Source organism: Moorena sp. SIO1F2 (assembly GCF_010672755.1).
GTDB lineage: Bacteria > Cyanobacteriota > Cyanobacteriia > Cyanobacteriales > Coleofasciculaceae > Moorena.
This window is the reverse complement of record NZ_JAAHFV010000142.1, coordinates 1-15057: the sequence shown is the minus strand read 5'-3', so window position 1 is coordinate 15057 and position 15057 is coordinate 1. Positions and strand designations below refer to the sequence as shown.

At 42.5% G+C, this 15057-nt stretch carries 18 protein-coding genes; 7 read left to right on the top strand and 11 right to left on the bottom strand.

The window, feature by feature from the left end:
* On the top strand, positions 1 to 957 hold a 957-nt coding region (locus tag F6J94_RS17605), incomplete at its 5' end, for a hypothetical protein (protein WP_293042794.1).
* 262 nt (positions 958 to 1219) lie between these two features.
* On the opposite strand, the gene F6J94_RS17600 is transcribed toward F6J94_RS17605, so the two are convergent.
* The 6 genes from F6J94_RS17600 to F6J94_RS17575 form a co-directional block, all read right to left on the bottom strand.
* Entirely contained in the window at positions 1220 to 1453 is a 234-nt protein-coding gene (locus tag F6J94_RS17600) for a DUF2283 domain-containing protein (protein WP_293042787.1), read from the bottom strand.
* Between the two features lie 17 nt (positions 1454 to 1470).
* Positions 1471 to 1599 (bottom strand): hypothetical protein, encoded by a 129-nt coding sequence (locus tag F6J94_RS17595; RefSeq protein ID WP_293042785.1) that lies wholly within the window; start codon positions 1597 to 1599, stop codon positions 1471 to 1473.
* Positions 1600 to 1813: 214 nt separating this feature from the next.
* Complete coding sequence (locus tag F6J94_RS17590) at positions 1814 to 2785, bottom strand: threo-3-hydroxy-L-aspartate ammonia-lyase (protein WP_293042783.1); 972 nt, start codon at positions 2783 to 2785, stop codon at positions 1814 to 1816.
* Between the two features lie 173 nt (positions 2786 to 2958).
* Positions 2959 to 5331 carry a CHASE2 domain-containing protein gene (locus F6J94_RS17585; protein WP_293042781.1) on the bottom strand — a complete coding sequence of 791 codons (2373 nt, stop codon included), beginning with the start codon at positions 5329 to 5331 and terminating at the stop codon, positions 2959 to 2961.
* Between the two features lie 257 nt (positions 5332 to 5588).
* Entirely contained in the window at positions 5589 to 6572 is a 984-nt protein-coding gene (locus F6J94_RS17580; RefSeq protein WP_293042779.1) for a DUF1822 family protein, read from the bottom strand.
* Between the two features lie 82 nt (positions 6573 to 6654).
* A complete protein-coding gene (locus F6J94_RS17575) occupies positions 6655 to 7293 on the bottom strand; it encodes a sigma-70 family RNA polymerase sigma factor (RefSeq protein ID WP_293020060.1) in 639 nt (212 codons plus the stop codon).
* Between the two features lie 738 nt (positions 7294 to 8031).
* On the opposite strand from F6J94_RS17575, the gene F6J94_RS17570 reads away from it, so the two are divergent.
* On the top strand, positions 8032 to 9543 hold the full coding sequence (locus F6J94_RS17570) for an FAD-dependent oxidoreductase (RefSeq protein WP_293042777.1): 1512 nt from the start codon (positions 8032 to 8034) through the stop codon (positions 9541 to 9543).
* Position 9544: 1 nt separating this feature from the next.
* On the opposite strand, the gene F6J94_RS17565 is transcribed toward F6J94_RS17570, so the two are convergent.
* Positions 9545 to 9727, bottom strand: coding sequence for a hypothetical protein (locus F6J94_RS17565; protein WP_293042774.1), 183 nt, complete (start codon positions 9725 to 9727; stop codon positions 9545 to 9547).
* An 83-nt stretch (positions 9728 to 9810) separates the two neighbouring features.
* On the opposite strand from F6J94_RS17565, the gene F6J94_RS17560 reads away from it, so the two are divergent.
* The 3 genes from F6J94_RS17560 to F6J94_RS17550 all read left to right on the top strand — a co-directional run bounded on the left by F6J94_RS17560 (position 9811) and on the right by F6J94_RS17550 (position 11583).
* The gene (locus F6J94_RS17560; protein ID WP_293042772.1) at positions 9811 to 9975 is read left to right on the top strand and encodes a hypothetical protein; all 165 of its coding nucleotides are present in this window, start codon (positions 9811 to 9813) and stop codon (positions 9973 to 9975) included.
* 7 nt (positions 9976 to 9982) lie between these two features.
* Complete coding sequence (locus F6J94_RS17555) at positions 9983 to 11122, top strand: Na/Pi symporter (protein WP_293042770.1); 1140 nt, start codon at positions 9983 to 9985, stop codon at positions 11120 to 11122.
* Between the two features lie 203 nt (positions 11123 to 11325).
* Positions 11326 to 11583 (top strand): hypothetical protein, encoded by a 258-nt coding sequence (locus F6J94_RS17550; protein ID WP_293042768.1) that lies wholly within the window; start codon positions 11326 to 11328, stop codon positions 11581 to 11583.
* Positions 11584 to 11670: 87 nt separating this feature from the next.
* Here F6J94_RS17550 and F6J94_RS17545 read toward each other — a convergent pair whose 3' ends face one another.
* Positions 11671 to 12525: an alpha/beta hydrolase gene (locus tag F6J94_RS17545; RefSeq protein WP_293042766.1), complete on the bottom strand. Its 855-nt coding sequence runs from the start codon at positions 12523 to 12525 to the stop codon at positions 11671 to 11673.
* A gap of 179 nt (positions 12526 to 12704) precedes the next feature.
* Between F6J94_RS17545 and F6J94_RS17540 the strand changes: the two genes are divergently transcribed.
* Entirely contained in the window at positions 12705 to 13118 is a 414-nt protein-coding gene (locus F6J94_RS17540) for an acyl-CoA thioesterase (protein WP_367142230.1), read from the top strand.
* A 305-nt stretch (positions 13119 to 13423) separates the two neighbouring features.
* Here F6J94_RS17540 and F6J94_RS17535 read toward each other — a convergent pair whose 3' ends face one another.
* The 3 genes from F6J94_RS17535 to F6J94_RS17525 form a co-directional block, all read right to left on the bottom strand.
* Positions 13424 to 13624 carry a hypothetical protein gene (locus F6J94_RS17535; protein ID WP_293042764.1) on the bottom strand — a complete coding sequence of 67 codons (201 nt, stop codon included), beginning with the start codon at positions 13622 to 13624 and terminating at the stop codon, positions 13424 to 13426.
* A 203-nt stretch (positions 13625 to 13827) separates the two neighbouring features.
* Positions 13828 to 14217: a type II toxin-antitoxin system VapC family toxin gene (locus tag F6J94_RS17530; RefSeq protein ID WP_293042762.1), complete on the bottom strand. Its 390-nt coding sequence runs from the start codon at positions 14215 to 14217 to the stop codon at positions 13828 to 13830.
* Positions 14214 to 14444: a DUF2281 domain-containing protein gene (locus F6J94_RS17525; RefSeq protein ID WP_293020069.1), complete on the bottom strand. Its 231-nt coding sequence runs from the start codon at positions 14442 to 14444 to the stop codon at positions 14214 to 14216. Before F6J94_RS17525 ends, F6J94_RS17530 begins: the two co-directional genes overlap by 4 nt.
* 353 nt (positions 14445 to 14797) lie before the next feature.
* On the opposite strand from F6J94_RS17525, the gene F6J94_RS17520 reads away from it, so the two are divergent.
* Positions 14798 to 15057, top strand: a 260-nt coding sequence (locus tag F6J94_RS17520) for a hypothetical protein (protein WP_367142229.1), incomplete at its 3' end; no start/stop codon positions are given.

Here is a 15057-nt window from a genome sequence, read left to right as displayed (position 1 = left end):
GAACCTAACAAAACGATTTTGGGTTCATCACGAACTGACCTGGGACTTAACCCAAACCACCCAGGACTGGAACCAGGAAAGTCCGGATACAATTTGGCACTAGTTGGTCCAAATATGTATGAAGTTAAACGTTATTTTGACCATGCTCTAACTAATCAACCGGATTTAAAAACCGTTGTGATTGGTATTGACTTTTTCATGTTCAATGACTTGAAAACTAATGCTCCAGATTTTAAGGAAAGTCTTATTAATCAAGAAACTATTCCCCTGCAAGAGTTGATTAATTCGACCCTATCCCTAAACGCGCTTAATGCTAGTAGAGCCACTCTAAGTTCTAGTATCAATTCAAAGGCTTACTTTCTCTATGATGCCAATGGTAGGCGTTTTATTTATAACAATAAGCCCAAGAAACCTTTACCAGCAGGGTTTCAGGAGATGCTCAAGGGCTTAATGACAAGTGAGGGCTATTATAAAGAGTATCGACTTTCCGATAGTTTTTTGAATGATCTTCAAGACATTGTCGATACCTGTAAGGAAAAAGGGATAGAGCTAAAAGTATTTATATCACCATCCCATGCTACTCAATGGGAAAGTCTTCGGGTTACCAGACTGTGGCCAGTGTTTGAAGAATGGAAACGTCGGTTAGTGGAGATTACACCAGTGTGGGATTTCTCTGGCTATAACAGCATTACCACAGAAGCGATTAGCGAAGAGATGAAAAACTATTGGGATAGCTCTCATTATCGCGAAGAAGTAGGTGATCTAATCCTGAATCGCCTATTCAGTTATCAAGCTCACACTGTTCCAGAGGATTTTGGTGTTCTAATTACACCAGACAATGTTGAATCCCACCTCGGTAAAGTTAGGAATGAGCGGGAGTCATGGGCAGAGACTAATGGTGATATAGTAAAGTTAGTGGAAGATTTAAACCAAAAATCTGAGATAGCAAGTAAGTAAGTTTCCTATACTTGGTGTGGTTTGGTAAGCATTCAGCTTGTAGGGTGGGCAAAAACATTTTGGTTAAAATGAGTCTTCTAGATAAGATAACTTTGCCCACCCTACTTTAATTGGTATTTTTTTTACACGCAAGTAGCCAAAAAATAAAAGACCAGATTTTAGCTTGTAGGGTGGGCAAAAACATTTTGGTTAAAATGAGTCTTCTAGATAAGATAACTTTGCCCACCCTACTTTAATTGGTATTTTTTTTACACGCAAGTCCCTAAGCTGAATGCTTAGCCGAAAGATTCAAGAGCTTCCCCTGGGCTGATTCTAGAATCGCGTCTCGGATGAAGAAACTTGCTTGGATAATCTCTATTCCAATTAATTCTCCTGCTTCATTGAGTTCGGCGGTAATGTTAGGACTAATTTCGACACTACCTGCTTCTGGTTCATCAGACAGGGTAAGGTGAAGGATATCCTCTTGTTCAAAGTATGTCATCTTGGCATTATTCATTAATGGTATAGCGGTTTTCAATTAGGTGAGGTACATTTGGGTTTTAGGGAACAGGGAATAGGGAATAGGGAATAGGGAACAAGTAAGCAAGTAACAGGGAATAGGTAACAGGCAACACGTAAAAAAAAAAAATCTGTGTACATCATTAGGCTGGAAAACGCTAGAAATCTCCCAGTTCTTAATTTGATTGCGGAAAGTGACAGAACAGGGATTATACCATGTTCAGATAATCATTTATAAAAAAAAACATAGCTGACTTTTCGGAGGTAATTTCCCTCGTCATCCCCTGTTCCCAGATCCGCTGTTCCCTGTTCCCTATTACCTACTTTTATAAGTTTTCAACCGAACATGATATAAGATCTATTTTCCAGTCAATTGACCAATTTGTTTCAAATCGACATTGCCACCACTGATAATGACACCAATCCGAGCATTGGGCATTTTAATAATCCCTTCAAGTAGGGCAGCAGCAGCTAAGGCACCAGTGGGCTCAACTACAATTTTTAGCCGTTCCCAGAGGAAAAACATGGTACGGATAATCGCAGCTTCCGATACAGTTACCATGTCATCAACGTAATGAAGGACTAGGGGAAAGGTAAGTTTGCCGAGGCTGGGAGTTCTGGCTCCGTCAGCAATAGTGTTGGGATTGTCAACAGTTTGGAGGATTTTGCTATGGAAGGAACGGGTGGCATCATCGGCCTGTGCTGGTTCTACACCAATCACACGGCAATTAGGACATAGGGTTTTGGTTGCGATCGCACATCCTGAGAGTAAGCCACCACCACCACAACACACCAGTAACAGATCCAGTGAACCGACTTGTTCTAGGAGTTCTTTGGCAGTAGTACCTTGTCCAGCAATAATGTGGGGGTGATCGTAGGGAGGAATGATGGTGAGTTTGCGATCGCGTGATAACTCTTCGGCTAATGCTTCCCGTCTCAATTCAGCGCGATCATATAAAATTACTTCAGCACCATAGCCACGGGTAGCGGCTTGCTTGACCGCTGGGGCATCTTTGGGCATCACTACAGTGGTGGGGATACCGAGGATAGTGCCAGATAATGCGATCGCTTGGCCATGATTACCAGAAGAAAAGGTGAGAACCCCTCGCTGTTTTTGTGCTTCAGATAGTTGTGACAGAGCGTTATAAGCCCCTCGAAACTTAAAGGCACCAATACGTTGGAAGTTTTCGCATTTAAAGAAGACTTGAGCATTGGTGAGCTGGTTGACCGTTCTGGAGGTATGGACTGGGGTTTGATGGGCATTCCCCGATAGGCGTTTGGCGGCAGCTTCTATGTCAGTGTAGGTTACGGGTAATGCTTGCAGTTCCATAGCAGTAGGGGAGTCGGGAATCGGGAATCGGGAGTCGGGAGTCAGGGTAAGAAACTTGAATATACCTGATCAGTATAAGAAACAGGCTTACTGAATTCTTAATTCTAAATTCTAAATTCTTAATTCTTAATTCTTAATTCTTAATTCTTAATTCTTAATTCTTAATTCTAAGATTACTTCACCACTTTTAGACGATGTGGTGAGGGTTGATCATAGAGAACAATAAAACCACCAATAACCACCACAGCCAATGCTGAGGGGACTAATGGTACCCAATACCCTTGTTTCAAAAGACCTAAGCAGGAGCCGTAGAGAATCGATAGAGCCAACAGCAACACACCCAAACGTAGGGAGGATTTACAGCGCCAACACACCAGACCAGCCGTTAGGCACCAACCCCAAATCCACACTACTTCACGCCATGTAGGCCAATCCCGTATCAGGGGTCGCTGATCTAAAACAGCACTTATAATCTGACTTACCATGTGGGCATGGAGAATCACTCCTGGTGTTTGATCCTCTATTTCATTACCTTTACTATAGGGTGTAAAAAAATAATCCTCACGGCTGGGAGCAGTAACGCCAATCAGAACAATTCTTCCCTTGAAGGCATCACCATTGATCTTACCGTTTAGAACTTGAGAGAGAGTGACTTGGGGCACAAAATCTTCTGGAGATTGGTGAAAACGGTAATTCAGCATGATTTGGTGTCCCCAGGCATCCAGGTTATGATAACTGCCAGTATGATGGGTTAAGGGTGTAAAGACTACATCACCTAGCTGTAAATATCCTTGATCTGTGTAGGTGGGAGATATTTCCTCTGCCACTAGATACCGCATGGCCAACTGGGTACTCAGAGCATAGGAAGCACTACAAACTGATGTGGGATCAGGGTTAAAGGCCAACAGATGGCGACGGATCACCCCGTCTGGGTCACCTACAACATCACTAAAGGCCAAGTTTTGTTTCGGAACTTCTGGGGGCGGTGAAATTCCTTGATCCTCTTCGTTACTGGCTTTGCAGACCGTAACTAAATTCTCGGTTTGCTCTAGGAGCGTTCCCAAATCTTGGTAGTCTGGGGCTACAGGAAAATCACGATGAATATCTAGGCCAATTACTTTGGCTTGAGAGGAATTAAGTATTTCTAATAGTTGTTTGAGTGATCGGTCTGATAAGGAGGTACCTGGTCTTAAATCCGACTGCTGAGCTTTAATATCTTCTTCAGTAACCTCTACCACTATAATACGGGAATCAGGAAACTCCGCTGGTCTTCTATTAATCAGGTGGTCGAAGGCTTTCAATTCCAAACCTTGGAGTAAACTGAGCTGCTGTATAACTATCAAGAAGCATGTAATTACTAAACTGCTCACTAATACCTGGAGCAAGCTCAGCTTAGGACGTACAGGTGGAGGTGGAGGTGGAGGTATAGGTGGAGGTGGGACAGGGTTATCTATCAACCCTTTCCAAGTCGGTGGCGGGGCGGCGGGATTCTGACAAATTATCGGTAACCAAGTTGCACAAGGAAACTCATCTTCTATCCCTTGTAATCGTTCCCTAGCTTCCCGCACTGCTAAATAGAAGGACTGCCCCCGAGCAAAAGCGGTTAAAAAATATTTCAAAAATTCCTGTGAAACCCGGTCAGGTACCGGTTCTCGCATCACAACAATTTGGGGAATCTGTAAATTAGCCAGATTTGAGGCTAAACCCAAGCCATCACAAGAATTAAAAATCGCTATTTTTAAGCCTTTTCCAATTGCTCTTTTTAAGCCAAACTTTAACTGATTAATGGTTAAACTATCGGTTTTATTAATATAAATGTGACCCGTTTCATCATTGTTTTGACTGGAACTATGACCAGCAAAAAAGAGGATATCCCAGCATTGCTCCCAAAGGGCTTCATGGACTTGCTGGCGCTTGGGTTCTATGAGAAACTTGATCTGAGCATCAGGTAATTCCTCTAGCAACTTCTGATCTGCTTCGGTATCAATACCAAAACTATTGCCAATAATTGCTAAAATTCTCACCTTGGCGTGGGGCTTGGGATTTAGAGTGACTGGTTCAAACTTTAAGGCACTTAAAGCAATTTCTGCCTTGGAATAGCGTTCCCAAAAATCCCACAGATGCCAGGGCAGTCGCCGTAAACAACTGTTCTCGGTTTGAATAATGAGACGAATTTCATCCGAGGGTAATAGTTGTTCGAGTAATTTCTCCTTAATCGGTCGAAATGGCTCTGAGGATAGCCAAGCATTTAAGCGATCGCCTAATACTTGGGCAGCATTGTAGCACCGTTCCAGTTTAGATACATTGGTCACTTGTACCACTGATGCTTCTAGACGGGAACGTAACCCCAAACTGTGATAACTCGTTGTCCAACTTTGGCACGATTGCAGAATTTCAGGAGCAGGAGGTAGCCTGCCAGTGATTTCCAACAAAGGGCTTTTGCCCTCTTCCAAAATCTGTAAAGTGACTGGAAACCCTTGGTCAAAACAACCATTTCCTATCTTTAAGACAACTAATTTCCCAATACTGCGCGTGTTATTGGTCATTGGTCATGGATCACTTGTGTTGCAGATGTGATTTGTCCCCTCATTTTACCTATTTATAGAGGTTGATAGAGGTTTATAGAGGGTGTATCGGTGCCTTAGGATTGACCACTGACTGATCTCAAAACTGATCTCAAAAAAGACACCAGATAACCGATCTATCCCCGTAATCTGAAGGACTTTGAATTATAACGCTTTCAGTGGTGTGTCGATGGCTAAATTCGGTAATTCTTAGATTGGCGGTAGACCACGGTACGGGTTCAGATGGTAAAATCCTCAATAATCCTGGCATCGTCAAGGGCAACTTCGACACTAAATTGCTCTCCTGGTACACCACTGAACTGCAATTGAATGTAATTATCGATTTGTCTGGCTTGGGCTTCGAGAAACACTGTTCCGGATGCATCCAGCACAGTGAGTGTGAGGTGGGGAGGCAAATAGGTTTTACTGCCAGTGGGATATACCTTGAGGCGAATATTTTGCTTGAGTTCAGATTCTGGGACAAGTTCCACCACCAAAGCCACGGGGGAACCCGCTAGCAATAGCCCTAAGTCAATCAACTTAGCCCGCCTAATCCCCACATCAAGATTTTCCTCTAGGGGTAATGCTTCAGTTGACTCTAGACCAACAGAGCGGAAAGCGAACATTGGTTCGGGTGGGTTTAAAAAGTTTTCCAAGCTTTCGAGAGTTTGCCAACCAGTTTCAACCACATTGTTTAACCATTGACTCAAGTTTACCTTTGTTCTTTGGACTACCTGTGAGATAGGTTGATGGAAGTGATCGATTAAATCATCAACAGGTTGTAGTTGGCTAATGGGTAACTCTTCGGTATCAGCAGTTGGAGTAAATCCCAACACTGTCCCCTCCGAGGATTGTTCATTAATCTGAACAACTACATAGCCAATCCGATCACACCAAACTTCGGGGGGAATATGGCAGACGGAATCTTGGACTTTGATCGGTCGGCATTCGATACGACCGATACCGGATACTTCCAAGTCTGCCACATTAGCTAACAGGCGTATAATAGGGTTCCAGCTGTCTGAGGCTTTTAAATCTGTAGTCATCCCCATCATTTGCATGTAATCATTGACAAGCAAGACAGCCAAGGTGTTGAGTCGAACTTGCTCAGCTTTTTCAGGGGTAGGCTGTTGCCTAGCAAATTGCTCAGCACTCCTGCGTGCATTCTGAGTAATGGGCAGAGGAAGGGCAAATTGTTCTAGGTTATGGGTGTTGTAGGTCATAGGAATTGTGTTTCTGTACTGATGTGAACACCTTGACTGAAGAAAGTTAATGTTAAGGTAAGTCTTTTTAAGGAACCTCCTATTATAGATATCCTTCCGATTCTCCAAATTTACGCAAACGGGGCAAACATTGTCGCTGATAAAAGCTACTTAATGTAGAAATTGATACATTAAACTCTTCTGATAGGGTTTTCCAGCTAGTTTCTGGAGGCAAGCGTCGCCAAATTAAGACTTGGCAGGTGACCTCTGGATTACCTTTGATATGGGTAGTGCGTAGATCACTATCAACAGCCGCCCTTTCCACCCATTCCCTGACATCTTCGAGTAAGGTAGGCACGTCGGGTGGAGCGGCCACACTATTGAGCGGGTCAACATTTTGACCATTTTTACCCTTGCTAGAAGATACTGTCTTACCTTGTCCGTCTATAGTCTTGATGCGAAAGTCTTGGAGTCGTTTCTTCAAGTAGAAATTGAGCCAAGTGATCACACTGCCACGGCTAGAGTCGTAGGGATTACCGGTTTTGCCTTCGCAAATATTCTGGCAAAAGTAAATCCAGGTTTGTTGGAGTGCGTCTTGATAGTAGGGAGTATGTTCTTGCCAAAGCTTCTTAGTGACTAAACGAATAATTTTTGTTAAGTTTCTTTGACGGTGAGCGCTTCCAGGTGGATGACTACATGCTGCGGTCACTAGCTGGTTGAGCTGCTCATATAGTTGAGTCATAATGCGATCGCTCCGCCTTTGCTGATATTGCCTTTCTCCGAAAATACTATTTTCAAACAGGTATGCATATCTTATGCAGGGTCAGCCTTAGGTCTCTAATCTGAACTACTCCAGGATACTCGGAGTTTTGGTTAAGACTAACCCAGTATTCAGCTGTTGACAGTTTAGTTATTATGTGTTAATAACGAGGGACTAGAAACTCGGATTAACTTTATAACCTAGAATATAAAACACTTAATAGTTAATAGGAAACATTAAAATACACTAAATAATTACTTAGTGTTAAAAAAAAACAATTGAAGTCAAGTATTAATACCTAACACCTAACACCTAACACCTAACACCTAATACCTAACACCTAAGCTAAGCAGTGATGTTTCCCAATTCCCAAAAATTTCTGATCAAATTTTCGGGAATCTGTGGAAGACACCTTGTAGTAAGTAAGTAACGTAGCTTTACTAGAGCTTGTCAAACATCTTGGACAGTTTTTGACATATGTCTCTAGGATTTCCTCCCAGTTGATGTACAGTGGCGGTTGTGACAATGGTTGCAGCCGCTTTTTTTTTGGAGGGGAATGGGTAATGGGTAATAGCCACTGCTGTATTTAGGATTGTGCCAATGCGTTCGCCTAGGGGCTCTTTTGGAGGATCCCATGACCGATCACAGAATTACCTTAACATAACTTCATAGTTGTGCGATCCTGAAAAAAGAGTTATCAATAAACTCAAGAAAAGGTCAATGTCAGAATTCTCAGAAATAAAACGAGTAGTTGTAGTGGGTGCTGGATGGGCAGGCTTAGGCGCAACTCACCACTTAGCCAAACAAGGTTACGATGTCACTCTCCTAGAAGCAAGTTCCTATGCCGGTGGTTTAGTGGCAGGATGGAAAACAGCGGGTGGACGTTCTGTAGAAGGGGGAATTCATGGTTTCTGGTATCCCTATCACAACATTTTCAACCTGGTAAAGGAACTCCGACTCAATCCTTTCACTCCTTTCACCCGTTCTTCTCAGTATTCCCCTGCTGGATTAGAAGTCGAATCCCCTATCTTTCAAAATCAACCACGACTTCCGACGCCCCTAGGAACCTTCCTCTACACCGACTTCAAACGCTTACCCCTGATTGATCGACTCTCTGCCTTACCCCTACTCTATGCTGTTGTTGACTTCGATAATTCCCACCAGGCATGGACTAGGTATGACTCGGTAAGCGCCCGTGAATTATTTAAACAGTTTGGGGTTTCGGCACGACTGTACAAGGATTCCTTTGAGCCCATGCTGTTAGTGGGTTTATTTGCTCCAGGAGAACAATGTTCAGCCGCAGCAGCCCTAGGAATGCTGTATTACTTCATTTTGGCTCACCAACCGGACTTTGATGTGGTCTGGTGCCGAGGAACGGTAGCACAGATGATATTTAAACCCTGGGTGGAACAGATTGAGAAAGCCGGGGGAAAGGTACTTACCAATAAACGGGTCAATGACATTATTATAGACCACACAGGCAAGGCCAAAGGGGTAATGTGTGGTGATGAATGCTTTGAGGCTGACGCGGTGATTTTTGCTGTCAGTGTCAATGGTATGAAGAAAATCCTTCAGAGTAGCACCATGCTCCAAAGCCGCAAGGAATTCCGCAACCTGATGAATTTAGGGGGAATTGATGTGCTATCAACCAGGCTATGGTTTGACCGCAAAGTTGAGATTCGCCATCCCTCTAATGCTTGTTTTGGCTTTGATGCAACCACGGGTTGGACATTTTTTGACCTTAATGCTTTGCACGATGAGTACCGGGATGAAGCTGGTAGCGTGATTGAAGCAGACTTTTACCATGCTAACCAGTTGCTACCCCTAAGTGATCAGCAAATTATCCAGAAAGTTCAGCGTGACCTAGGCACCTGTGTTTCTGGTTTTCGAGAGGCAAATCTGATTGACAGTAGTGTGATTCGAGTACCGCAAGGGGTGACTCACTTTGCTCCCGGTAGCTATCAGTATATGATGCAGCGAACCACTAGTATTGAAAATGTATTTATGAGCGGGGATTGGATTGTCACTCGCCACGGTTCTTGGTCTCAGGAAAAGGCGTATGTTACCGGTTTGGAAGCAGCAAATTTGGTGATTAGGCGCTTTAGACAGGGAAATCTCGCCAAGATTATTCCTGTTGATGCTGATGAATTCCATATTCAGGTGACACGGAAGATTAATAAAACTGTACGGGAGTTTGGTCAGACGTTATTCACTAATTTTTGGTTACCTTGATTTAATTTGGTAATTTTAGGGAATAGGGAATCGGGAATCGGGAATAGGGAATAGGGAATAGGGAATAGGGAATAGGGAATAGGGAATAGGGAATAGTTGCGTAGGGTGCGTGATAAGACGGAAAGCCTCTGATTTTATCGGTAGCCAGTATTGGGACAGTCCGTCCGAGGCAGGAAACTGGCAAGATGCCAGTTCCACAACAAGATGCCCATTCCACCCACCGCGTCAAACAGCATGCATTGAGATGCACCCTTTTATAAATAGGTAATGAACAATTTTACTGATTTTTCATTACCAAAAAAAAACAAGCTTTTTAGTACTGTTCCCTGTTCCCTATTCCCTGTTCCCTTTTTAGTACTGTTCCCTGTTCCCTGTTCCCTGTTCCCTTTTGCTATCAATCCTATGTTCACAACCCAAATACAAACACTATAGTAGAGTAATGGAAAGCGTTCAGAACTCAGACAAGCTTGTTGTTACCTTCTACAAATGGGTAGGTATTCTGGTTTTGGTTTACCTACTGATTGTGGCAGTAGGGATAATTGGTACAGGCTTTAGGTCAGCTACTGGGGAGCAAGTCAAGGAATTGTTCAAGTTTGCTACTAATCCGTTTGCTGGCTTAATTGTCGGTACCCTAGCAACTGCTTTAATCCAATCGTCAAGTACAGTAACCTCGATTATTGTCGGTCTAGTAGCTGGTGGTTTGCCAGTGGCAACGGCTGTTCCAATGGTTATGGGGGCTAACATTGGCACCACCATCACTAATACACTGGTTAGTTTAGGACATATTCAAAATAAGGACGAATTTAAACAGGCTTTTGCTGCTGCAACCATCCACGACTTTTTCAATCTGATTAGTGTCGTTATCTTCCTACCTTTGGAAATTACCACTCACTTCCTGGAAAAGATTAGTCTGTTTTTAACAAGCCTGGTTGTGGGGGAAAACTCGATTAATTTAAACAACGTTAATCTGATTAAATTTGCCACTGCTCCAGTCACTGATAGGATTAAAACTGTCAGTAACATTTTACCAGAACCATTTAATGGTATTGCCCTGATTGTCCTAGGTATCAGTGTTATTTTCCTATCCATCTTTTTCATTGGCAAACTTCTCAAAACCCTAATGGTAGGACGAGCGAATGAGATGTTGCACACTGCTATCGGTAACGGTCCCATTGCTGGGATTGCTTCTGGGACACTAGTCACTGTAATTGTGCAATCTTCCTCGACAACCACCAGCCTGATCGTTCCCCTAGCTGGTACAGGTTTATTGAGTTTACAAGAAATTTATCCCTTCACCCTAGGGGCAAATATCGGAACCTGTATCACTGCTTTACTTGCGGCGACCGGAATAACGGAAAACCCAATCCCTGCTCTAGAAATAGCTACAGTGCATCTACTTTACAACACCCTCGGAGTTGTGATCATCTACAGCATTCCTGTTTTGAGACAAATGCCAATCCTGGGTGCAGAAACCTTAGCTGCTGTTGCTACTGAGCGGAAGTATTTAGCCTTTGTCTATATTGGAAGCGTTTTCTTCTTGATTCCGGTACTACTTCTGAGTCTATCGACGTGGCTGTAAGCATTCAGCTATCAGCTATCAGCTATCAGCTTTGAATGTAGAATGAAGAATGAAGAATGGAGAATTAAGAATTAAGAATTAAGAATTAAGAATTAAGAATTAAGAATGAATAAGGGAGAAGGGAGAAGGGAGAAGGGAGAAGGGAGAAGGAAGAATGAAGAATGAATAAGGGAGAAGGGAGAAGGGAGAAGGAAGAATGAAGAATGAATAAGGGAGAAGGGAGAAGGGAGAAGGGAGAATGGAGAAGGGAGAAGGGAGAAGGAAGAATGAAGAATGGAGAAGGGAGAATGGAGAAGGGAGAAGGGAGAAGGAAGAATGAAGAAGGGAGAAGGGAGAATGGAGAAGGGAGAAGGAAGAATGAAGAAGGGAGAATGGAGAATGGAGAAGGGAGAAGGGAGAATGGAGAAGGGAGAATGGAGAATGGAGAATGGAGAATGGAGAATCGAGAGTATAATTTTTAATTCTTAATTCTTAATTCTTAATTTTTAATTCTTAATTCTTAATTCTACATTCTACATTCTTAATTCTTAATTCTACATTCTACATTCTTAATTCTGACAGACAACTTGGGGATTATTGCTAATCCAGTTGTCGATATCTTTTAAAACCTGATCGGGAATTTCCCAAGGAAACAAGTGAGCAGTATTGTCATAGCATTGCCATTGGCTATCCTTAAGATGTTGAGCGGTTTCTCGACTTGATGCTGCGGTAATATGGCGATCAGCAGCTCCTGCTAAGACCAGGGAGGGGCATTGAATCTGCTGTAAGTCTGGCAAACGGTTATACCCAGCCCTAATCGCAGCGTTTAGTGCTTCTGTAGCGGCTTGGGAGGTCTGTAAATAGGCTGATATGGTGTGGTTGGCAAGATATTGGTAGGTGCTGGTTGTGTGTTGTTGGATCAGGTATCGAAAAAGCGATCGCTTACCAAATGTGTCAATATTCCACTGCCATCCTGGTTGTAACCAATTTAAGGCAGAAGCGATCCCGGTATAGAGATTATCCTGCCAACTAATGGGGGGATGATTACCCCAAGGTCGAGCGGCTGTGGCGATTAAAATTAAACCTGTGACTCTCTGAGGTAGCTTCAGAGCAAGCTCCATTGCCAAAATTCCCCCTAAAGACCAACCTAGTATCAAACAGCGGTCAATGTGGTAGTAGTCGAGAAGGGATTCCAAGTCAATCAGGTGGTCGGTCATCTGAAAATCCCGATCAGCTGGACTTCTACCATATCCTCGCAAATCAGGGCTGATAGTCCATAACCTCTGGGATAGATGTTGGGTAAAAACCGAAAGGCACTGACTTGAGCCGGGATGACCGTGAAGGCACAGAATTGGGAATCCTGACCCCTGGAGGTCAGTGTTGAGATATACTGCTGCTTGGTAGTTTTGTTTAATCCCATTCATGTTAATTGTTAATTGTTACTTGTGTAAGCATTCAGCCATCAGCCGTCAGCCGTCAGCCGTCAGCTTATTTTATTCAATAGCACCTCAAGGAGGTTACGCTATGGGCAGAAACTTTGTAAGCATTCAGCTGATAGCTGATAGCTGATAGCTGATAGCTGATAGCTGATAAGTGAAATGGTATGATCTCTTTTACTTATAATCGCACTGTGCGCTTTTCAGATACGGATGCGGCTGGTGTAGTCTATTTTGCTAATGTTTTATCTATCTGCCATGAAGCCTATGAAGCCTCTCTAGATGTATCGGGCATTAATCTCAAGTCCTTTTTCACTCAGCCAGCTGTGGCAATTCCGATTGTTCATGCCAGTGTGGACTTCTTGGGTCCTATGTTTTGTGGGGATCCACTGCTGATTCACGTGATGCCTGAGCAGTTGAGTGAAAGTAAGTTTGAGATTGCTTATCAGGTTGTTACAGCTTCTTCATCGCAACAGTTACTGGCCAAGGCAATTACGAAGCACGTTTGTATTAATGCAATGACTAGAACTAAAACTCCCTTACCTAAGGAAATCGTGGAATGGCTAGGGAGTAGGGAGTAGGGAGTCGGGAGTCGGGAGTCGGGAGTCGGGAGTCGGGAGTAGGTAAGAGGTAAAAAATCCTCTTTACCTGATAGCTATGAAAAACTCTTTACTAATTTTATCATCCCTTATGATATAGCTGACGGCTGACCGCTGACCGCTGACCGCTGACCGCTGACAAAAAAAATAGCCGTAGAAATACTATCTACGGCTAGTTCAACTTTTGATTGATGTCAGAAAAATACCCGAAACTTTCGGATGTGATCCTATGCTATCAGACCAAACCCAAGGCCAAGGGGGGAAAATCCCCCCAGAAATTTAAGGTGTTATGGCAACAACCAATACTTGGTCATAGTAGTGATCACTTCACCGGGAATATCGGTCGGCTCCAGAGGAGTCCACTCTGCGATTTCTGCATAGCCCAATGAATAAAGCATCTGCATACTATGGATTACTGATTGACGAGGACCTTTCAGAGTGTGCTGAGTAGGTTGTTTCTTGAAGTTGCGAGTAAATTCTTCTGGCATCTTTCAAAAGTTGAACTTTGATTTACAATGATTATTGTAATAATTATAAAATTATTTGTCAAGGGTTTAAAAAATTTTTTTTTTGGGGTTTAGGAGTAATAAAAAAAAGCGATTATCTGTAGGATAATCGCGTAGCGGCTCTTTAAAATGGTAAGCATGTGGCCTTTGGTAAACGGCTGAATGCTTACAGCTTTATCAGTCAGTCAACTAACCCATAGTCTTTGAATTGGATAAGCATCAAATTTATTATCCCGACTAATCAAAACCAGAGATCTATTCATGGCTTGAGCAATCAACATTCTATCAAATGGATCACGATGATGTAGGGGTAGATTATAAATTTGCAGGGTGTCGATAAATGCAATAGGTAGTAAACTAATATCTGATGATTGCAGTTCAGATTCAATGGTTTGATAATTTCGTTGCAGTGATAACTTACCAAGATTCAACTTAATCGCAATTTCCCAGAGACTAGCAATACTCAGATAAACGCTATCCGCTGCATCAATCATGTCTCTTAGTTTATTAGGCAAATTTGGGTCATTTTCAGATAACCAGATCAAGGCATGAGTGTCTAACAGGAAAGAGCTCATTCCATATATTCCTTAAAATCGTCTAAGGGTTCATCAAAATCATCAGGTAATGGTAGCACAAAGGTTCCTTTTAAGATACCTGAACGACGTTTCTTGCTAGCATGCTGCTCTGGGGAAACATCTTGGGAGTAGTTTTCCATTAGATACTTGGCATAATGCAGCAGTTCTTGTTTTAGGGATTCTGGCATTTTACCCACTGTTTGTAAGATTTCTGTGTCAATATTCATGGGTTTTACTAGTTTAGTTGGTGTTCAATAATTTTTAGAATAATGTATAAAATATTATAGCATTTTTAGTTTATTTATGAATAGAGCCTGGATCGAAACAAGGAGCAGGGAGCAGTGTCAAGATATCCGAGGAGTGTTTGGTGTTACGATAAATTAAGATTGCTTGTCATAATCTATTGAGAAATGCTATAAGTATTAAATCTTGCCTCTGGCCTTTCCCTAAGGGATTGCAGCAGACAATGTTGGCAGTGGCTGAAGATTGGTGAATCCAGGGTGATTTAGATAAGTCTAATTTGGTAATGAATATTCTAAAGCGGTTGTATTATTGTTTAATAACTATTAAACAACGGTTGATGGGGAGAAATCGCAAAACATCTGATCCCCAATTCGAGTTTTTATTAGAGGTTATACAAGCAATTGAAGACAGTAGGGGTGATGAGCAGGTAGTTTACCCATTACTAGCAGCAAATACAGACAAAATTAATGATAGACTAGCTAAATTATTGCATGTTGTGGGAACAAGTATTCTGGAGAAAGGAGAAATATATGAAACGGCGCTATTATTAGGATATATTGGCGATTTAAGCACTTTAATTGCACAATTTCCCTTGGA